We start from the raw sequence: 21,306 nt of genomic DNA, 5'->3' as shown, positions 1-21,306 counted from the left end.
ATCCGTGTCAAACAGTTACTTACCTTCAAGCTTCTCTTTCATTTGCTTCATCAGGTCCTTGTCGCTAGCATTGGGAATTCTTACCCGCTCTAAATAAGTCAAAGCTTCCGCTGGATCGCCGTCTGCCTTCGTAATGCCGTAATAAATCAGTCTAGCTAGCGGACGCAGTGCGTCATCGTTATCCCCTTCTAACTTGTAAGACGCGATGGCCTCCTCATATTCCCCTTGAATGACCAGCCTGTCTCCAACAAGCATCCCTTCCTCTGGCATCGTGAAAAACGGGGGTTTCTGGATTAGAGCTGTGTAATAGCCGCTAGAGCTCGATATTTTTCGCCCGCCCGCATCATAAGCATCAACTGACCATATGAAATCTCCCCCGGGATAAACCGCGCCAAGCACTCCGATATTAGACAAAGCAACATTTCCTCCCGAGTCCGTGCTTTTGCCAAATCCCAGCGTATTTCCTCTCAATTCCTTCAAGCTGTACTCCGCTGTTGTTCCTTTAAAGCGCTCATCCGAAAGCTGTACCGTATTAGCGCCAACAGTATTCCCATCTTTCATGCGGAAAATGGACGTAATCGAAAGCGTATAGTAATCCGCACCCGGATAGGCATTCCATTCGAATTGCAATTTATCCCCGGTTAGCTGCTCTTTATTAACTGGTGATATTACACTTACTTGCGGTACAAATTGAAAATCGTATGTTTCTGTTTTGCCTTCCAGAGCGCTCACATACTCTCGGTCAGACTGCGTTAAATAATAGCCATTTACCTCAGCAGGGGTGACACCGACTCCAACCTCATACTCATTAGCATCCACGTCATAAAAACGATAAACACCCTGCTCATCTGTAATGGCTACCGGGTAATGAAGATAAGGCGGCGTGCTCCATCCGCTTGCATCCTTGCGGTGCAATATAACAAATACATTCGCAGCCGGTTTTTCGCCAATCTTAACTTTCCCTCTTATAGCAGCCTGCTTATCAGGTATCGCCGTTCTTGTACTCAAAATCGCTTGATAGGTTCGCAGCTCCTCATCCGCATGGAATGTACCGGTATTCACATTTGCTTCAAGCTCTGCAAAAAGCCGTTCTGCTTTATCCCACTCCTTGTTCCACATATAAAGCTTGCCCAAATTAAATTTAACCCCATAAATATATGACGACGTTGAATATTGCTCCACCAAATGTTCGAGTCGGTTTATCTCGCGCATACGTTCCTCTCCCGTTCGTTCTCCTCCGCTGGAGGAGCTGCTGCTCGGGAAAATAAATATACGATCGTCGCCGCTCGAATCCGTAACCAGTTCAGACGCCTCAGACGCTAATAAAAGTGCAGATTCCGCGCTCTCGGTTCTAGGAAACCACTTCCACAAAACATCGTATTTCTCCGTATGAAAAAGGAAAAAAGGAATTAGAAAATAGCAAGCTCCCGCTGCAATCATAAGAAAAGCGAGCAGCATGGCCATCGTTTTCACTTTCATTCGTATCATTTTTCCTTCGCCCACCCTTCAAGCAGCTCTGACTCATAATAAACGCCGCCTGCAATCATAATTAACCGATCGCTGCTTTCAGGCTGGGGCTTGGCATCCATCGTTTGCGGAGAATATACGGATGACGATAAACGCTGCCAGCCGATTACGGGTACAGCGATACACATGCATAGAACTAAAACGACAGCAATCCCAGGTATACGCAGCTCCCGATTCCAAAATGAAGGAGGGCATGCTCGGTCTAAAACAGTCTTTTGAAGCTGTTCAGTGAACTGAACACCCGCCAGCTCTATATCCAAATTATCACGAATGCTTTTTGTATCATGCTCTTGTTTCATCCTGCCAGTCTCCTTCCTCTAATTGCTGCCTGAGCTGTCGCCGTCCTCGCAGCAGCTTACTCTTAATGGTACTTTCCGGCTCACCGAGCACCTGCGCAATTTCTTTAATGGTCAGCTCTTGATAATAATAAAGAACGATGACCTCACGATATTTGAAAGGCATAACTTCAATGGATTCACGAAGCGATGAGGCCAGCAGCCATTGTTCAACTCCCGCATCGCTCGGCGCTTTAAACATCATGTTATGTATGCTCATTTCTTCCCCTGTTTCCGCTCGAAACAGCAGCCTTTTCCATGAAACGAGCCGCATCTTGCTGCGGCAGCGATTAATCGTCATTTGCAGCAGCCAGCCGCGCAGGCTTCCATCGCCGCGGTATTGTTTTATTTTTTGAAAAGCGGTTATAAATACCTCCTGGCTCACATCCTCTGCCAAGTGATGATCCTTTAGCAGCAAGGCGGCTGTCCGCAAAATATCGTTGCCGTACTGCTCCATCAGCCACTTCAGGGCGGAGCCGTCACCGCCTTTCAGTCGTTCAATCGCTTGTTGCTCCGCACTCATCCATTCACCTGCTCTCTCTATAAGTAAAGATGCCGTTTGAAGCGCAAAAGGTTGCAAATCCGCCTTTTTAAAATTTCACAGCAAAAAAATACCGCCCTCCCATTCGCAGAGAAGACGGTATCGCTTGTAATTTCGTTAGATTTATTTGACCAGTTGACCACGCGTAACGCCAAGCTGGTTAATGGCTTTCAGGCTGCGCCATACTTGCGTGCCGCTAATACGGCCATCAAGCGCATCACGGTAAAGAGACAACACTTCAAGCACTTTCTCCGGCGTTTCTTCTAGAAACTCGACACGGAAATTGGATACGCCCATTCCTACAAAATTGCGAATGTACTCAGCACCCGATTGCTCGATTGCATTGTACACGGTGTTGCGGCAGCCTTCGTCTACGCGAACAGGATGCGCCATGCCAATACGATCCTGCAGGGAAGCACGCTTCTCCTCACAAGGACGTCCGCAGTTTGTGAAGTCAGTCCCTTCACTCATAAAGGTGCAATATACGCAATGCTCCGTGTGGAACATCGGCAAATGCTGATGGATAACCATTTCCAGCATCGACGTATCTGAGTTTTCCAGCAAATCAACCATCTGCTGAATGTTCAAATCATACGACGGTGTTATCAGATCAAGACCAACCTCGGTAAACAGCTTCACTGCCTTATGATTGGCTACGTTCAGCGAGAAATCGCCAATCAGCTTCGGAAATGGCTTGTCCGGATTAGCTGCACGGGCGCGCAAGTAGTAATAAAGCGCTCCAGTGTTCCGAACAAGTACGGCATCGGGCTGCAGCTTCAATATATTCGCATGGTAGCCATTTTCGCCAGGCATGTGAATGCGCGGCGTAGCCAGAGCAATTGGTTTGCCTGCTTCACGGGCAGCGGCTACCGCTGCTGGAAATTGTTTAATAAATTCAAAATCAGCGTATACATAAGCGACGTCGGTTTTGACTGCTGCCTGCACCTGCTCCAAGGTGCGGCATAGTGCGATCAAGTTTGCATCTTTTCCGCTCTGAGGAGCCAAAATATCTTTTTTCGCTACATCAGCCAAAACAGCGTCCTCGCTTGCGTAAATTGCATTCTTCACATATACAGGCGGCTTCGGACGCTCGCCTGCAAGCAGCTCGACCGCTTCACGGCGCATTCTGTTCAGTTCACGGATAGGTACGATCAAATCGCCTTGCAGCTCTACCTCGAGCTTCTCAAGCTGATAAACCGTGCCGCCCAGACGGCCCAGTTGATCCTCAAGCAGCGCTGCGTCCATCGGACGCTTCTGTGCCTGCTCCAAATCAATCTCTGACGCGACTTCAACCGTCGTCCCCTTCTGCACATCTGTCCACCAGGTACGCATCGGCTGGCCAAGCGCGCCCGTCACTCGAACATGAAGCGGGAATACGCGATATGGCTTTTCTGTTTCAAAAGAAGCTCTGAGGCGTCTGTCCAGCGCCGGATCGTTCGTTTTCCACACACGGTCGCCTACATGAACCTTGCGCAAATCAACATCATTGCGTCCAGCTACCAGCTCGATCAAAATGCCTTCCTGCGCTTCGCCCTCGATTTTCACGCCTTGACGGCGAATATCGTAAACGCGGCCGCCCTCTTCCTTTTTCGTCGGGTCGCCTGCGTCAAACACAATGCCATCTCCGCGCTTAAGCGGCGCTTCGATCTTCAGCGTAACCGCATCGCGCATAATGCGCTCTACTCGGCCGAGGTAGACACCGCGGCTTTTCGGGAACGTACCCTCAACAAGCATCTTGTTGTTTGTTCCCGACAGGAAACCATGCGTGAAGCCGCGCGAGAAGCTTTGCTGCAGCTCACGCACATCCTCCACAGACGGCTTCGACAAGTCGCCGTCAAAATATTTATCGATCGCGCGCCGATACTTGCTCACGACATTCGCGACATACTCCGGACTTTTGAGACGTCCTTCAATTTTGAACGAGGTTACGCCCGCTTGGATGAGCTCCGGCACAATATCAATCGCCGCCAAATCCTTCGGCGACAGCAAATACGCGATGTCTCCCATCGGCTGTACCTCGCCATCGACCATCAAATCATACGGCAGCCGGCAAGCCTGCGCGCATTCACCGCGATTGGCCGAGCGTCCGCCCCACATCTCGGACGTGAGACACTGACCCGAATACGATACGCATAGCGCACCGTGCACGAATACCTCCATTGGCAGCTTCGCTTGCTCGCCAATGGTACGAATTTGCTTCAAATTATTTTCGCGGCCTAGCACGACCCGCTCAAGACCAAACGGCTTCGTAAACTCGACAGCCTCTGGCGATGTGATCGTCATTTGTGTAGAGCCGTGAATTGGAAAGTCTGGCGACAGCTCACGAATCAGCTTCACTAGTCCTAAATCCTGTACGATTACCGCGTCCACGCCTGCATCGATACACATTTCGATTAACTTCTGCGCGTCTCTCAGCTCATCCTCAAATACGAGAATATTAAATGTGAGGAAACCTTTTACCCCGTACGTATGCAAAAATGCCATAATTTCCGGCAGTTCCTCACTGCGGAAATTGTTTGCGCGTGCGCGGGCATTAAATTTCTCCACACCAAAAAATATCGCATCCGCGCCATTTGCTACGGCCGCTCTCATGCAATCCCAATCGCCAGCCGGAGCCAGCAGCTCTATGTCCGATCTCATTATTGTATCTGTCATTTTAACTATCAATCCCTCTCATTCTTGAAACCTGCTTCCACTATCTTAACAAACCACGGACATCTATACCACTACACAATACTGGCATCGCGCAAGCATTCACGGTTGACGCCTCATTTAAATGAAAAAAAGACCGATTCCCCAATAAGGGAACCGGCCTTCTACTAATTAAAACKAATCGATTGCACTGCGTCGTTAATGATTTTAAGGTTGCTGTCTGAAGCACGCACATCGTAATAGTTTAAGCTAAATACCATAGTTCCTTGTGCAGAGTCAAAAATATAAAACTCTTCTGTATACGGAATATCATCTTGTGGCTTGGATGTATGGATAACGACATGCTGTGCCGTTTTTCCATTAATCGTAACCGTATTAGATTGCTTCGTCGTACTTCCCTGCGCGCTGCCTTCAGCTGAATTCACATATTGCAAAAGCGAATTCACAACGGTCGCCGCTGCTGTATCCGACTCAAAAATATTTAAGCTGCCTGCACTAAACGTATACAAAACATCATCTTCGTTAAAGTTTTTCTGAATACCATACCAGTAGGTTGGGAGTTCAATAGAATAACCATACGTAGAGCTGCGTTTTGTTGTTTTTGTGCTGCGATCAGCCAAATCATAACTTTCCTCAACATTGCCAAATGTTTTCTCAATTAAAGCAGTATCAATATCGACCGAAGCCAAAACTTGGTTGTACGTAAGCTTGCTCTTCGCGCTATTAGCGGTAGGATACATATAAACTAATGAATAACGGTAATTTCCTGAAAATAAAGCAATCTCATTATAGGTAAACCATGCGTCCTCACCTAACGAAAGCTCATAGCTTAGCGCTACCGCCTTGCCATCAATCAAAGTTACCGGTGTTGTAACGAAATTGCGAACACTGGAGTTAACAAAATCCTCACGAATTCTCGCTTCCCTCTTTTGTGCCCAATTGTCCATCGTAACGCCTGCTGTTAATGAAGTGAGAGAAAAGAAGAAAAGTTCCTTATCGTTTTGGAACGATGGTGTCGTGCTCTCATAATCTTTGTTCCAATCCGTTGGAAGCTTAACCGTTAGCCCATAATCCTCGTCTTTGAAGGTGATTACGCCATCTTTTACCTTCGTAACATCCTTAAGCGATTTATCTGCTGTATTAAAAGAAGGAGTAAAGCTATTTAAGAATGTATCATAGCTAGTCAAAACTGACTTATTCGCACCCTTAGCACCTACAATAACAATGTAATACTTATCGCCYTTTTGAATACCGCGATACTCGTAGTTCATTTTTGTTTGTTTAGCGTAGCTTATCACCTTCTCGAAGGTTAAACCGCCTACAGTGATCGGGCGTTTGTCTACTGTAATCTCATCTTGATCATAATAGGAAATCATAAGCTCTCTCTGCTCTTCGACAGACAGCTTGTCATCGCCTACACGTTCTGTAATCACATTCACTTGCGCAGCAACCTTGGAATCATCGGCAGTATCTGCCCAAGTAATAAATTCGCCGTTATCGCTTTGATCCACTTGAATCAAGCCTGCTGGATAATTTAATGACCAGCCATGGTAGCTGTCACCAATTTTTGTTTTACCAAATTCGGAATCAATAGAAGTGCCGCCCGTACCGGACGATTGTGCACGTACACCAATAATAATGGTTTCTTTAGTCGCATTGTCAGCTGTAATTTTTGCGCCAAAAGCTTCTACAATAACGCGCAGCGGCACCATTGTTGAGCCTTTAACTGCAACTGGAGCAACTGCTACTGCTTTGGCTGCACCGTTCACTTTTACTGTTTTGCTGCCAAAAGTTAAAACAATCTTGCGGTCATTGTAAGTAAGTGTGATCACATTGCCGTTTTCCAATTTAAGTCCTGCACCAAAAGCATTTGTAATGACTTTTAGCGGAACCATCGTTGTTCCGTTGCTTACAAAAGGAGCCTCTACCGTAGTAGCTTTCCCATTAATTTTGACCGTTTTGCTGCCCGCCTTCAAGCGTACTTCAACCTTATTGTCTGCCTCTGCTGCGAATGCAGCTACCGGCAACATCGCTAAAACAAGCAAAACCGGCAAAAGCATGGTTAACATTCTTTTAAACATATTTAATCTCATCATCTATATCCCCTTATAATTAAATAATAACTTTGATCTTAATTTAACTCTGCCGCCTAACCTTCTACTAATGTCAGCTTGCGGGTAACCAGGTCACCGTCGATCTGCAGCATTACCTCCACTTGTTGACCCGGCAAATAACTTTTTAGCAGCTCATTAAGCTCCACCTTTGCGGATACTTGCTTGCCTGCAACTTTATAAAGCAAATCGCCAGCTTGGATACCTGCTTTTTTGGCGGCTGCCGATGTCACCGATTTGACTGTTAACGGGTCGGAGGTCGGGATTCCGATAAGCGCAGACCAGCTTTCCTCAAGTCCAAGGCCAAGCGAGGCGCGTTTCACATGTCCGTATTTGAAAAAATGACTCGTTACGTACTGCACGGTATCCGCAGGAATAGAGAATCCGAGATTATCGACTCCTACCTCTACAAACTTTAAAGAATTAATGCCGATGACCTCGCCTTTCATGTTAACAAGCGGCCCACCGCTGTTGCCTGGATTTATCGATGCATCCGTTTGGAGCAGGTTGTATGCCGAAGAAACACTCCGATTCATGCCGCTCAGGATACCACTTGTTGCCGTATTGCGAAGGGAGAACGATACAGGTGTGCCGATGGCTACTACCGTCTCGCCTACTTGAACCTTAAGCGGTGACGGGGCAAGCTTCGCGATTGGGAGCTTCGATGCCTTAATCTTAACTAATGCCAGATCACTTGCCTCATCGTGATGCGTGCGTTCTGCATCGTATTTCTTTCCGTCTGCTGTAACGACAACCAGATTGGTCATATCCTCAACAACATGCGCATTCGTCACGATCCAGCCATCTGTACGAATAATAACGCCGGTTCCATGCGCCAATGCATACCTTGGATCGGCTGAGCCGATATCCTTCGGCTTACCGATAATCGCGACGACGGAAGGCGATACCTTCTTTACAACCGATGGGATATCGACTGGCGTATACGCATACGTGTTTGTCTTGGAATCAAACGTACCCGTTCCGCCTAGCGAGCTTGTTAATGAGCTTGCTTTGACATAAACCTCGCCATTAATTTTCGCAGCATTTAGCGTATGTGTAGCTGTGTTGCTTGCACCAGCACCCCATACCGTTCCTGCTGCAACAATCGCTCCTAATACAATGAAGCTGCAGACACGTAGCAAGCTGCTTTTCATGAAGCCACTCTCCTAATTTTTGTTCATGCATACCAATCCCTTAATGAAGAAACTATGATGCATGAAATAGTAGTAATCCGTTGTAATATAGCATAATTTCCCATATACAACAATGAAAATCGATAGATTTGTTCTCCCAAAAAAATACTAATTATTAATCTCGATTCCTCGTACTGCGCTTGTTTTGTTTAGTTATTATGCGATTTTGCCAAATATGATTTCGGTTATGTGTTCTGAGAATAGAAGTGTTATACTAGACGGGACTACTAAATCAATCCATATCGATGGATTCGGGAGGTAAATGAACAAATGAAATTAGGAGTATTTAGCGTACTTTTTGCACAAAAGCCGTTCGAGGAAGCACTTGACTACATCGCATCCAAAGGACTTGATGCCATTGAAATCGGAACTGGCGGATACCCTGGGAACGCACACTGCGACCTTGATGGTTTGCTTGCGGATGAAGGAAAACTGAAAGCGTTTAAACATGCGGTAGAATCACGCGGTTTGATGATCAGCGCACTTAGCTGCCACGGTAACCCATTGCACCCTCAGAAAGCTATTTCGTCTGAGCATGATGAAGTTATTCGTAAAACGATTGAGCTTGCTAACCGTCTTGAAGTTTCCGTTGTAAATACTTTCTCTGGCTGCCCTGGCGATCACGAGGATGCAAAATATCCGAACTGGCCGGTTGCTCCTTGGCCAAACGATTTCCAAGAAATTTTGAACTGGCAATGGGAAGCAAAAGTTATTCCATATTGGTCTGAGATCGGCAAGCTTGCTACAGCTAGCGGTGTGAAGATGGGCCTTGAGCTGCATGGCGGTTTCTCCGTTCACAGCCCGGCTACTATGCTTCGCCTTCGCGAAGCGGCTGGCAATGCAATCGGCGCCAACCTAGATCCAAGCCACATGTGGTGGCAAGGAATTGACCCTGTTCAAGCGGTACATATCCTTGGACGCGCTGGAGCTATCCATCACTTCCATGCTAAGGATACGACAATCGATCCGATTAACGTAAATCACCACGGCGTAACGGACATGCAATCGTATGCCCTTATGCTTGACCGTGCTTGGCAGTTCCGTACRGTTGGTTACGGCCATGACCTCAAAACATGGGCAGACATCCTTAGCGCGCTTCGTCTAGTGGGCTACGACTATGTTGTGAGCATCGAGCATGAAGACGGCTTAATGTCCGTTGATGAAGGCTTCACAAAAGCAGTTCAAAATCTTCAACAAATTCTTATCCGCGAGCCGCTTGGCGAGATGTGGTGGGTTTAACTTCTAGCAATAAAGAAAAAGGTCTGCCGGACTTGTCCGGCAGACCTTTTTTCTATGTATGCTGTTACGCCATCCAAACCTTTGTGATCATAATGAAATCAATCAACAAAAACAATGCGAGTGAAACGGTTGTAAAACCGATTGCAAAAATGTTTTTCTTCGGACGAGCGGTCAGTAGTCGAACCAGTCCGATTGCGATCAATACGGTAAAGGCCAACATAAACCAATCGAAAGTTCCAATTTTACTTGCTGTTTGAGCTGCTGCTTCTGCCAAAAACATGAAGGGACCTCCTTTTTTTCGCACGTAACCTATTTTACTATATGTTAGCTTTTTGTGGCTCAAGGCGCAAGTCCGAATCTTCATTCGTAACAAGTTTGTCACGATTTCCTAAAAAAAATGAATCTTTAGCTTAGAGCCAGCATTCACTAATAAGCCCTCATCTATAAATTGTCCATCTCTACCAAGATCTATAACAGCATTTTGACGGTACTGAATGAGCCTACACCCTTGATGAAATAATAAATAACTAAAAAAGGAATCGGGAAGTATTTCACTCTTCCCGATCCTTAACGAGCTACTTGCTATTCAGCAATGCTAAAATTAAAGTCACCGCTTCTGCCCTTGTTGCCTGATCCGCAGGAGCGAATATGCCGCCGTCTCTTCCTTGAAGTAGACCCGCTTTATATGCTGCTGCCACAAAAGGTTTTGCCCAATTTGGGATTTGATCAGCATCTTTAAACGATAGCTCGGCATTGTTCTCTAGAGGCAGCTTCTTCGCACGGACGATCATAGCTGCCACCTCTGCGCGCGTAATCGCTTGAGCCGGACGATACGTATTATCCTCGAACCCGCTTGCGATACCTGCGTTCACTACACTCGCAATATAAGGTCTTGCCCATGCAGGAATCATGTCGATATCTGCAAAATCAGCGTCGCCTTTTTCTTCTAGATGCAGAGCTCTTGCCAGCATTGCAGCAAATTCTCCGCGCGTTACACTTGCATTTGGACGGAAGGAATTGTCCGTATAGCCATTAATAAATTTAAGCTTAATCGCTTGCTGTATGGCATCCGATGCCCAGTGTCCTTCGATGTCCGTTAGTACAATGTCCGTTGTCGGTTTCTCAGGATCTTTTCCATCTGGATTCACCGGATCAGGATTGGTTGTTCCGCCTCCAGGTGTACCACCGGGTGATGATGTATCCACGTTCGTTTTCACGATAACACTTGGACCATCCTCACTCCACTTGCCGCCTGCGTTGCCCGCTTCAATCTTGAACGTGTAAGACGTATCCGCAGATAGTCCGCTTACTTGGTAGCTATACACACTGCCTGCAACGCTCGCCAGTTTGACGCCATCCTTGTAAATGGCATATTCTGTGATGCTTGGCGCATCGACAGCCGGTGTCCAGTTTAAGGTTACTCCCGTCTGCGTCACATTCGAAGCGGTCACTACTGCGTTTTCCCATGCTGGCGCCTTTGGCTCTGGTTGTTTTACGTGAAGAGTCAGCGCTTTTGTCGGCAATGAAACTAATTCACCCGTAGAAGAATATTTAATATTGTCGAAAGCAAATGTACGTCCATTTGCACTATCCCATAAATAACCGAGTACGATTCTGTCGAAGCTTGCAATCGCTGTCGTTGTTTTCACCAATTGCCCATCGATATACATCTTTAAGTCTGTACCTGATGTGTAATCCCACTTCAGTTCATGCCATCCGACGCTTCGTTTCACCGGAGTGGCTTCCCATGCGGTTGAAGATCCGCTTGCCCTTACTGAATAATACTCCAGCGACCCATAGGTGCCGCCGTCATACAATAAGCCCATGCCTGCAAGCAGGCTGCTTCTTGCATTTCCGACATGCGCGACAACCCGCGTCTTCGAGCTTTCGGAGCCGTCATCATAAAGCATCATCGATACGACGCCCTGCTGCTTGCCGCCAGACACCTTTTGAATGGCATTGCTGCCGTTTCCAACAACAAATAGCGCACTTTGATCGCCATGATAAGCGATCTTATCCGAAATGCTGCCCGTCGTAATACTCGTACCGGTCTCTGGCAGGAAGTCATTCCAGCCGTTCTCGAAGCTTTCCGAGTAGACCAAGTCCTTGTATTCCTGCACCTTAGCAGAAACCTCAACCTCAGTGACACCTGCTAGATCGCCGATCACCTCAAGCTTGCCTGTCAACGAGTCTACAACGACATTCTCATTATTCGTCGCATACTCTACTTGATGATAATCCGCATATTCAATCGCATTTTGATCCTCCGTCACGCCGTCAATTCTTAGCTGCAGCGTAGTCTTCTCCTCTGATAACTCCGTTCCGTCTGAAGCAACAAGGTAGGATACAACCTTTGAAGGCGCATGAACTATGACTCGCGCTTCAGCTTTCACATTCGGATTAATAGTGCTTTCAGCTGTAATGATCGTTTCACCCTCAAGCAGCGGGGATACAAATCCTTGCGCATTAATGGCGGCCACTGCAGGATTGCTGCTCGACCATTTGATTCCTTTAAACCATGCGTTGTCTGGACCAACCGAAGCCGTCATCTTCTCGCCTCTATGCTTTGCATGAAGCTCCAGCACAGGTTTGTCAATGACAATCGTTTGCGGCATTACCTCTGGTGCCTGCTCGCTTGGCGCATCATCCGAATATTCATGCGCTCCAATATCCACTTTAGCAGCAGATGTGATCGCATTATTAAAGAAGTCTTTTGTTGCAGGAGCCCATACCGATGGCGTCAATGCTGTCATATCCATCCCTGCATCGATTGCCGGTGAGCCTGGCAGCAATTTGTATCCGTTCAATTTCTCTACATCAAATGTGCTTTGGCTCGCATTAATGATATCTTTTGGCTCTTCACCCGCTCTTGCGAATTGCGGACTTGCAAACATGTTTTGATCCAATGATAATCCAGTCAGCTTCAAATCCTTGTACTCGCTGCCCGGATAAAAAATATTATTTTTCACTTCGCCGCCAGCAAAGCGGTCTTGTCCAATCGTTGTATTCGCCTTGGAGTAAAAGATATTATTGTACATTCTTAAGTATTTTCCAGGATCGCTGATCAGCTTCGTCTGCACCTGCGCATCCGTAAAGAAAGTATTGTTATGAATTAATGGAGCATCTCCAAGTGTAGTAGGAAGATAATGGAATATATATCGACCATCTCCATCATTTACACTAATATTATAGCGAACGAGAGAGTTTGTTGAGCCGCTCATAAATAATATGAATCCACCACGGTTGCTGTGGCTGTAGTTATATTGATAGAGAGTTCCTTCGCAAAACATATCTACGTCAAAGGCCTGCCCATCATTGTAGCCATAAATACCGCCATACACTTCATTGTATTGAATGACCATATCCTTCACGCCAATGACCCATAGACCGGCATAATTGACGTTGCCTACATTTTTCGCCGAATGCCTGACGACCGTATTATATTCCATTCTGCCGTTGCTGCCCACGTTGCTCATAACGAAGCCGTCACCCTGCACATCGGCAACATAGTTATTATTGAACACTACATTTCGCAGAACTCTCGGGAAATTGGCTTTCGTATCGCCTTCTCGGTAAAGACCCGCATTTCGAATGCCTTCAATATCGACCCGCTCCACCGTATTTCCTTCAACGAGCACATCCTCAATATTGCCAAGGATCAGAATGCCGCCGCTGCCTACCTTCCAGCCTGTAGGGTTGCCATCGACATCGTGGATATAGTTGTTCTTCACTACGATTCCTCGGTGCGGGTTAGCTTCCCATTCCGTTACATTGGTTGAAGCTGTTCTAATGTTAATGCCTGCCCGCTGCGAGACAACGTCAGGGTTTTTATTCGTTAATTCAAAGTTGTGAAACTGCAGGTAGCTGCCGTCCACAACGTCGATCGTAGCGGATAATGTTTTATCCTTCACGCCAGTATAATTTTGAATAATAGCTGATTTCTCAGTCGTTGTTGTTCCATTGCCGTTAATGATCGGTCTTACTGAAGGATCATCACTGCCATATTTATCGAAGATGATCGGTGCTTCCTTGGTACCTGATATTCCTCTTAGCTTCAATGAGCCATTCCATACATCGCCAGCCTTGAATAAAATGCGATCGCCAGGCTTCCAGCCTACGCTATTAACCTTCTCTAGCGATGCCCAAGCTTGATCCTCCGATTTGCCATCATTATCGTCATTGCCCTCATTGCTGACATAATATGTCGAGCCTGTTACCGACTGCTCTGCTATAGCAAGCGGCTGCGAGTCCTCCAGCGGTACGCCCGTTTCCTGTGCTGAAACAGCGGGAATCGCTATTGTCGTTAAGAGTGCGACTAATAGAACCATGGATACAAGCTTTTGCTGCATATAATGCTTCAAAAAAATCATCCTCCTATTATTTTTGATAGACTTACGACATGAACGTTATTTTAGGAAACACCTCCTTATTAAATTCAATCTTCGTCTGTTTCAAACGCATGCTCACTTCTTCTTCTAGCCGCTCCTGCACATGCAGTTGAATGACGGCGTTCTTAACATCCTCATACTTTTCCATGCCTTTATCTCGCTTTGCTAGAAGCCTATACCTATACATTCCCTCGCCTGATTGATCGATATCGCTATACTCACCTTCCGAGAGGCCAAGAAATAGGGTGTAAAGATTTTGCGATAGTGTATCCTCTTTGGAGGTTTCCGCCAGATTAAGTGTCAGCTCCTCCTTCATACCCGCTTTGCTATCCAAGGAAATTTTCTCGTAATCAAATTCATACCCTTTGTGAAAATACTGCTGCTTCACCTTGTCATAATAAAGTTTAAGCTCTTGGTCGGGCAGCGTACTTTGCGCTTCCTTCGTCCATTTATCGATGAGCTTCTGAACGTTCATGCTTTGATAATAGGAGTAGTACTCTGCTTTCCCATACTTCTTGGGGCCGTAAATAGGCTGATTGTTAGCTGCTTTTTTTGCTCTATCCTTATTTTCTTGATCATAGCTCTTCAAGAACGCTTCGTAAGAAATGTCACTGAGGATACCATTCTCCTTCAAAATGATTTGCTCCATTTTCACCTTCACAAGCTCATCCATAGCTTTTTGCTTCGCATACTCCAGCGGGTTTTCACCGTTGAACGATGCTGCCCAAAAATCCTTTTCATAATCTACATTGTAGGTTCGCTTGAAATAACTTGTCGTTAAAGCCTTGTTGCTTTGTAAAAAAGCTTGAAATTCACTTTCCGATATATCGTAATTATCGATCGTAAACGCAGTCTTATCCGCAGGGTTTAGAGCAGGCATGTTACCCAGCGATAATGCTCCTGCAATAAGTACAATAAGCATGCTGCATACGACGAATAACAGCTTTTTCCCTTTCACGTTGTCCTTGCCTCCTCCCTCTATGTAAGCACTTACAATTAAACTTTGTACTATTATAGACAGAAACCAAACTTCGCTATAATGAACAGATTTGACTGATATCGTATAATTTTTACCTATTGCTAAAAATGCAGCTAAACCTCTTTGCCAAACTAGCGATGCAGATGAATCTTGACACCCTACACAGAAAAGAGGCTGCCGCTAAAGGTTATAAACCTAAAGTGACAGCCTCTTCTTATAGGGGTGGACAAGATCATTCAGCTAAGCTTGTTTCAAAGTATCTACATAGGCTACCAATACCCTTTAATGCCTTTGTTCATGCGGATTAACGCTTCTAAATAATAATAATCGCCCCAAATCATATAATCATCCGGCGCGCGATCGCCCCGCACATGATAAGAGCCATGCTTCAGCAGCCCCTCCGCATTCGGAAGATCTGTTGTTGCATAATGCTGAACTAATGAATTCATGCTGCTATGAATGGCCTTCTCGAATATTGCAAGGTCGGCATCCTCTTCAGCAAGCAGCTCCATCAGCTCTAACATGCCGCATACTGCAATAGCCGATGCTGAGCTGTCACGAGGCGTGTCCCATTCCATCGGTACATCAAAATCCCAATAAGCGACATGATCCTCGGGCAAATGCTCAATGAAGTAATGAGCCAGCCGTTTGGACGTTTCCAAAAAAGCGGCAACCTTTGTATAGCGGTATGCGAGTGCAAAACCATAAATGCCCCAGGCTTGCCCTCTTGTCCAAGTCGAGCCATCCTCATAACCTTGATGAGTCMCGCCTCGAAGCGCATGACCCGTCTTAGGATCGAAGTAAAACGTATGATACGATGATCGGTCGCCACGAACTAGAAATTTTTGACTGGCACAAGCATGTTTGTAGGCAATATCATAATATTTTTGTTCGCCTGTCTGTTCATAGGCCCAGAACAACAGTGGAAGATTCATTAAACAATCAATGATCATTCGTCCCCCGTTTTCCGGGTCATCCTCTTTGCCCCAAGCTTGAATAATCCCTATCCTCGGCCGCCAGCGTGAATAGAGCCTTTCAGCAGCTTCAAGCGCCACCATCCGGGCCTCTTCGCTTCCTGTCACTCGCCACTCTGCAACGGCTGACAACGAATATAGGAAACCAATATCATGATGATCGAGTGCCACATGGCGATCAAGCCGGTCTTTAAAGTTCGGCAAAAAGGACTGTGCTGCTTCCTTATAGAAAACATCTTCACTAGATTCATAGGCAAGCCACATCATGCCAATATAAAAGCCTTCGATCCAGTCATCATTCTCTCCCCACTCATAACGCTGCCCCTCCGAAATATGCGGCAGCTTGCCTGGATGTTTACCTATATTTTGTTTCACTTTAACTATCGCATCGTCAATTGCTGTTTGCCACATCACTATTTATCACCTCAGAAGAATGTCATTATGAATTATATTCCCGATTATCATTTTCCTCGAGCTGTCCCGCTCAACACTAGGAGGGTTTAACCACTCCAGCTCGTTCTCTTTGCTATTCGTCGCACCAAAGACAGCGGATATGAGTATATGCTCACCTTGTGTCAAACGAGCAGTTAGCGTTGGTATCATCGTTCGAGGCTTAAGCACATTCGTATTCGCCTCTGGATAAACCATCATCGCTTGTTCGAAGCCGGAAATGTTAATCATTCCGCTCATCCCGTCTGGCATTTTTGCCAGCACGGCTCCCGTTATCGTTAGGACATCAGCTTGTTCCTTTGCGTCTCCTGCCAACGTCTGAATCGCAAATCCGCCCTCGGCGACATCAAGCTCGCGCTCCGCCTTGATTCGATGAACACGAACATGCCACAAGCCCGCCGGGATAATCCATGTCTGTACCTCGACATTTGGCCATGGCAGCCAGCGGGAGTAGACCGATTTCTCCTGAATTCGAAACTCCTCACAAAATCGCCGGACACGGTAATGCTCATCGCATTCACTTAGCGCAAGCGTCGAATCATATGCCCCCTGCGTAAGCCCGTAGTAACCTTTTGGCACGCTGAAGCCGAATAAAGTCGAGTAGGCAAATTTCGAATATTTTGCCGCGCTATGCGACATATCGAAGTTAGCCATTTGACCTGAGCCATAGGCAATGACATGCTTATGACCTTCCGGGCGGCTTATAGTCATACGTGCATGCGGCTGAGCGACAAGCGGCTTGAGCTCAGGCAATGCCTCTTCCTCCGCCTGCCAGAAGGGATGCTCATCCGGCAAAGCTAAAATAAGAAATGCTTTATACGACCAATAAGGAGATCCTGGCGCATTGTAGCCTTCGCCCATCAGTAAATTCGGATAAGCATATCCAATACTTAGCAAGCCATCAGGCGTAAAGATCGGCTGTGAGAACCACCAGCGCAAATGGCGCATAATAATGCCTTTCATCACTCCTATGGAGAAAGGCAGCACATCCGCAAATACTAACGCACTCCAGAAAGAAACTTGTGCAAAACGATACGTGAGGCTGCGCCCGAATGGGATGCTGCTTCCATCCTCCGCGAACCAATGTATGAAATCCTGAGCGAATAGACTTGCGCGCTCACGGTAACGCGCAGCACGTTCCGCATCCTCTTTCTCCATCAGCTTGGCATAGAGGAGTCCATAATAATGCATGGCGAACGGAATATAATAGTCCCGCTGATCCGTCTTCCCATCCGAATACCAGCCGTCGCTTAAGTAATAGGAATCAATAGTGTCCAGGTAGTTGTCCATTATGTCTTGATCGTGCGGCAAACCCACTTTTTGGAAGCCCACATTCACTAGCACCGTAAACATCAGCCAGTTATTCGGATTGGATCGATCAACGAGATTTATTTGATTAAGCCAGCGGTATACATTGTCTTTTTGCTTGTCAGTTAGCGGTTCCCATATTTTATGGGGAGCAAGCGCGAGTCCTAAGCCCAGAATAGATTGCTCTACCATTCTCTGATCTTTCGTTCCGAAATGACCCCAATACTCCTCATGATCCGGATCGGTTCCGTGAATGATGCCCTGTACATACATCGGCCACAGATCTGATTCTCCCCCGCCGCAGGCATGCGGAACTAGTCCCCATAATGGACGCGCAAAAGCTTCCATCAAGGCAATAGCCTCACTATGAATCGCTCCTGTCGCACCGAGATCCAAACCAGCGTATCCGGGAGTGAATCGCTCCTTCAACGGTTCAAAGGCCTCGCTAACCGCTTGCTGCAAATCTGCTTTCGATTGTAATCTCACTTGATCTAATTCTCTCGTTGCTGCCATAAAAGCTCTCTCCGTTTCACTCAAAATGACCTTTGCTCCAAACCGAATATTCGCTAGGTCTCATCCCCATCTCACGTTTGAACAACTTAATGAAATAACTTTTGTTGGCATAACCCAAATAATCGGAAATCTCTTCAACGCTTTTGCTGGATTGCTGGAGAAGCTCCTTCGCTTTCTGAAGCTTGACCATATTGACATATTCGATGAAATTTTGATTTGTCTCTTTTTTAAACAAGCGGCTAAAATAACTGGAATTCAAGTTCAAATGGTTAGCCATATCCTCCAGCGTCATTTTCTCCGTTACATGCGACACAACAAATTGCTGTGCCTTGATCACTTCCGTACGTTTAGAGCTGATCGCATATATACTTAACCTTCTGGATAACTCATTCAAATGCTGGATCATCCATTCTTCCAAATGATCTAATGTCTCAATCGCATTCACCGCATCATACAGCTTCTCTTCCGATAAGAATGGGTGATACTGCAGTGTAACTTTTGTTTTCATTTGCAGGTCCATAAGCAGCTGCAGCACTAATTCCTTTACGTTGCTTGGATGAAACCTTCTTGCTCGAACCTCATGCGTCCACGCCAAGATCGTATTCCGCAGCTCGTCTGGTTCATTTAAAGCGATGCTTTGATTGATGCTCGCAAACAATTGAGAATACTCTGTATACATATCATCTTTGGAGAATGACACCACTCCGAAATTGTGTACTGCCGATTCTTTGAGATAAAAGCAATGCTCCGGCTCTTTCAGCATCGGAAGCAGGACCCCTTGCATTTCTTTTGGCCCTCTCGTTTCTCTTCCTTGTATACAGGAGACGGATATTTTCAAATATTTGTAGATCACAGCAATAGCTTCCTGCATCGCATAATAAATCTCTTGCTGCTCTTTGGCTGGATCATTGCTGCCGTACAAAATAACTAACTGCTTATTGCTATAACGAAAGGTCACCCAACGTGAAGCATCCAATAAGTCGTGCAAGACGTTTTCGACGGAGAACGCTATCGTATAATCGTTCAACTTCCTGTTGCTTGCAACGGTCGACATGCGATCAATAATAACGACTAGTGGAATATAGCTTTTGGCATCGAGTGAAATACCGTTCGTCCGCGCTTGCTCCAACCATGCTTCCTTTGTCCAATAGGATTGAAATAAGGTGTCTTTCAAAAACTTTTCTTTAAACGCGGATTGATTCTTTTGCTTGTACAACACCATATCCGTCGCTTTTTTGTTCTCTAATTGCAAATCGGTTACGATATTTTTCAATATGGCTTGTAGTTGCTCGACATCCAAGCTTTCTTTCAAAATATAATCTTTCACATTCAATTTCAGCGCTTGCTGTGCATATTTAAATTCATTGTGGCAGGACAGGACAACGGCTCTGCCTTTTGGATTAATTTCACAAAACTTCTCAAGCATCTCAAGCCCGCTCATTTTTGGCATGCCAATATCGGTTAGTATAATATCGGGCGGACTCTGGCATGCTGCCTCCCAGGCCTCAAGACCGTTTGAGTAACAGCCGATCAAATGGATATCAAGTTCATGCCACAAAACAGTTTGAGAGAGATAACGTACTACCGGATAATCATCATCCACTAGAATTGCCGTCAACATGCTGCGCACCTGCTCTCTTACACTCGAATGGGAATATTAATGTTATCTTCGTTCCGACACCTGACTCGCTTTCAATTGTGGTTTTGACATACTCTCCATAAACGAGCCGCAGCCTTTGAAACACATTTTTTACGCCGATGCCCGAAAAGCTTTTATTTTCGCTTTCCTGCGGGTCGCGTATATCCTCACTTTTCGCTTGAAGCTCTTTCAGCTTATCTTTAGTCATTCCAATTCCGTTATCTCGCACCACAATTCGAAGCAGCTCACGTCCATTGTCATGCTCTTTGTTCGCATCGATAAATATTTCACCGTCAAATTGTTCGAATCCATGAATGATCGCATTCTCTATTAACGGTTGAATCATGAATCGCGGAACCAATGCTTGCTCGCAGCCAGCCTCAAAGTTATAAGCGACTCTTACTTGATTGGCATGTCGGAAATTCATAAGCTTCACATAATGGAGCACGGTGTCTCCCTCTTCCTCCAGAGGAATAAACTCATTATCCCGATTAATCGTCATTCGCAATAAAGAGGAAAGCGATTTGATTAATTCCGCATTCTCCTGATCCCCTTGAATCAATATATTGAGCCTTATCGAATTGAGCAGGTTAAACATAAAATGCGGATTAATTTGAGCCTGAAGCATTTCAAGCTCCGCTTTTCGTTTTTTCGCCTGCTCTAATGTAATTTGCTCGAACATCTCTTGAATGCGATCCAGCATAAAATCTATCGTTTTCGCTAAATGTCCGACTTCATTATGCCCGCGTATATTATTGCGCTCGTCGAGCTGACCACGTCCAATTTTCGTAACAAACACACTTAAATCACGAATAGGCTTCGTTAATGCAGATATTCGGATCGTCAACAGCACAAAAAATAACGAGAAGAACAACGCTTGAACGATGAAGCTAACGAACAACACCTGTTTGTTTTTATCAATGGCCGCAGACATTGGAATAAGGCTAACAACTCGCCAATCGTTGCTCTCTAATTTTTGCTCGACATACACATATTTTTTTCTTTCGATTTCGATCGTACGACCCATCCCCTCCGGCTTCCACCAAAGCAGCTTTTCTCCTATTTTTGATGGGTTCGCTTGCGAGATCACGACGCCGTTTGAGTCTAACAAAAACATTTCCTGATTTTCGTTTGTTGTAAGATAGGGGCGTATTAAGCGCTCATTTATATTAACGATCATATAGCCAATTGGAATACTTGCCGTCTTCTTGATCGGTCTTCCCATCGTTACGTAATTTGTCGTCATCTTTTCCGTTTGAATTTGTTCGCCAAGCCAATAGGTAGAAAATATCGGCAGCTCATTTAATTGATGAAACCATTTTCTCTCATACCACAATCTCGGGTTCAAATCACTGTGTGAATAGTTTGTATAAAAGGGTTCCTTCACCCCTAAAATCGTAACTTGAAAATCATTTTTTTGAATAAAAAGATCATCCAAAATTCGTGACAGCTTACTG

The 21,306-nt window shown here is 45.8% G+C and carries 14 protein-coding genes; 1 reads left to right on the top strand and 13 read right to left on the bottom strand.

Annotation, left to right across the window (positions count from 1 at the left end; translation table 11 throughout):
* Nucleotides 1-15 precede the first annotated feature (15 nt).
* The 6 genes from AC1DSE_RS10285 to AC1DSE_RS10260 form a co-directional block, all read right to left on the bottom strand.
* Nucleotides 16-1,488, bottom strand: a complete 1,473-nt coding sequence (locus tag AC1DSE_RS10285; protein ID WP_477511542.1) for a tetratricopeptide repeat protein — start codon at nucleotides 1,486-1,488, stop codon at nucleotides 16-18.
* The gene (locus AC1DSE_RS10280; RefSeq protein ID WP_477511541.1) at nucleotides 1,485-1,826 is read right to left on the bottom strand and encodes a hypothetical protein; all 342 of its coding nucleotides are present in this window, start codon (nucleotides 1,824-1,826) and stop codon (nucleotides 1,485-1,487) included. The genes AC1DSE_RS10285 and AC1DSE_RS10280 overlap by 4 nt, the downstream gene beginning before the upstream one ends.
* Nucleotides 1,810-2,385, bottom strand: coding sequence for an RNA polymerase sigma factor (locus AC1DSE_RS10275; protein WP_477511540.1), 576 nt, complete (start codon nucleotides 2,383-2,385; stop codon nucleotides 1,810-1,812). The genes AC1DSE_RS10280 and AC1DSE_RS10275 overlap by 17 nt, the downstream gene beginning before the upstream one ends.
* A 141-nt stretch (nucleotides 2,386-2,526) precedes the next feature.
* Complete coding sequence (locus AC1DSE_RS10270) at nucleotides 2,527-5,058, bottom strand: U32 family peptidase (protein WP_477511539.1); 2,532 nt, start codon at nucleotides 5,056-5,058, stop codon at nucleotides 2,527-2,529.
* 164 nt (nucleotides 5,059-5,222) lie between these two features.
* Nucleotides 5,223-7,151: a stalk domain-containing protein gene (locus AC1DSE_RS10265; RefSeq protein WP_477527651.1), complete on the bottom strand. Its 1,929-nt coding sequence runs from the start codon at nucleotides 7,149-7,151 to the stop codon at nucleotides 5,223-5,225.
* Between the two features lie 53 nt (nucleotides 7,152-7,204).
* Nucleotides 7,205-8,320: a S1C family serine protease gene (locus AC1DSE_RS10260; protein WP_477511537.1), complete on the bottom strand. Its 1,116-nt coding sequence runs from the start codon at nucleotides 8,318-8,320 to the stop codon at nucleotides 7,205-7,207.
* A 309-nt stretch (nucleotides 8,321-8,629) separates the two neighbouring features.
* Here AC1DSE_RS10260 and AC1DSE_RS10255 point away from each other — a divergent pair, with 309 nt between their 5' ends.
* Nucleotides 8,630-9,598 carry a sugar phosphate isomerase/epimerase family protein gene (locus AC1DSE_RS10255; protein ID WP_076266150.1) on the top strand — a complete coding sequence of 323 codons (969 nt, stop codon included), beginning with the start codon at nucleotides 8,630-8,632 and terminating at the stop codon, nucleotides 9,596-9,598.
* Nucleotides 9,599-9,662: 64 nt separating this feature from the next.
* On the opposite strand, the gene AC1DSE_RS10250 is transcribed toward AC1DSE_RS10255, so the two are convergent.
* The 7 genes from AC1DSE_RS10250 to AC1DSE_RS10220 all read right to left on the bottom strand — a co-directional run.
* Nucleotides 9,663-9,878, bottom strand: coding sequence for a hypothetical protein (locus tag AC1DSE_RS10250; protein ID WP_076266151.1), 216 nt, complete (start codon nucleotides 9,876-9,878; stop codon nucleotides 9,663-9,665).
* A 295-nt stretch (nucleotides 9,879-10,173) separates the two neighbouring features.
* Nucleotides 10,174-13,959: an S-layer homology domain-containing protein gene (locus tag AC1DSE_RS10245; RefSeq protein WP_477511536.1), complete on the bottom strand. Its 3,786-nt coding sequence runs from the start codon at nucleotides 13,957-13,959 to the stop codon at nucleotides 10,174-10,176.
* A 31-nt stretch (nucleotides 13,960-13,990) separates the two neighbouring features.
* Nucleotides 13,991-14,944, bottom strand: a complete 954-nt coding sequence (locus AC1DSE_RS10240) for a hypothetical protein (protein ID WP_477511535.1) — start codon at nucleotides 14,942-14,944, stop codon at nucleotides 13,991-13,993.
* Nucleotides 14,945-15,234: 290 nt separating this feature from the next.
* On the bottom strand, nucleotides 15,235-16,350 hold the full coding sequence (locus AC1DSE_RS10235) for a glycoside hydrolase family 88 protein (protein WP_477527653.1): 1,116 nt from the start codon (nucleotides 16,348-16,350) through the stop codon (nucleotides 15,235-15,237).
* 9 nt (nucleotides 16,351-16,359) lie between these two features.
* Nucleotides 16,360-18,210: a DUF2264 domain-containing protein gene (locus AC1DSE_RS10230; RefSeq protein WP_477511534.1), complete on the bottom strand. Its 1,851-nt coding sequence runs from the start codon at nucleotides 18,208-18,210 to the stop codon at nucleotides 16,360-16,362.
* A 16-nt stretch (nucleotides 18,211-18,226) separates the two neighbouring features.
* On the bottom strand, nucleotides 18,227-19,831 hold the full coding sequence (locus AC1DSE_RS10225) for a response regulator transcription factor (protein ID WP_477511533.1): 1,605 nt from the start codon (nucleotides 19,829-19,831) through the stop codon (nucleotides 18,227-18,229).
* Nucleotides 19,806-21,306: sensor histidine kinase (locus tag AC1DSE_RS10220; RefSeq protein WP_477527650.1), on the bottom strand; the 1,501-nt coding region annotated here is incomplete at its 5' end. The genes AC1DSE_RS10225 and AC1DSE_RS10220, both read right to left, overlap by 26 nt.

Source organism: Paenibacillus sp. 01L418 (genome assembly GCF_056400045.1).
This window is presented reverse-complemented; position numbering and strand designations above follow the sequence as displayed.

Bases quoted from the DNA above. Each gene is read 5' to 3' on its own strand.
- AC1DSE_RS10285 (WP_477511542.1), bottom strand. From the start codon at position 1,488: ATGATACGAATGAAAGTGAAAACGATGGCCATGCTGCTCGCTTTTCTT.
- AC1DSE_RS10280 (WP_477511541.1), bottom strand. From the start codon at position 1,826: ATGAAACAAGAGCATGATACAAAAAGCATTCGTGATAATTTGGATATA.
- AC1DSE_RS10275 (WP_477511540.1), bottom strand. From the start codon at position 2,385: ATGAGTGCGGAGCAACAAGCGATTGAACGACTGAAAGGCGGTGACGGC.
- AC1DSE_RS10270 (WP_477511539.1), bottom strand. From the start codon at position 5,058: ATGACAGATACAATAATGAGATCGGACATAGAGCTGCTGGCTCCGGCT.
- AC1DSE_RS10260 (WP_477511537.1), bottom strand. From the start codon at position 8,320: ATGAAAAGCAGCTTGCTACGTGTCTGCAGCTTCATTGTATTAGGAGCG.
- AC1DSE_RS10250 (WP_076266151.1), bottom strand. From the start codon at position 9,878: ATGTTTTTGGCAGAAGCAGCAGCTCAAACAGCAAGTAAAATTGGAACT.
- AC1DSE_RS10230 (WP_477511534.1), bottom strand. From the start codon at position 18,210: ATGGCAGCAACGAGAGAATTAGATCAAGTGAGATTACAATCGAAAGCA.
- AC1DSE_RS10225 (WP_477511533.1), bottom strand. From the start codon at position 19,831: ATGTTGACGGCAATTCTAGTGGATGATGATTATCCGGTAGTACGTTAT.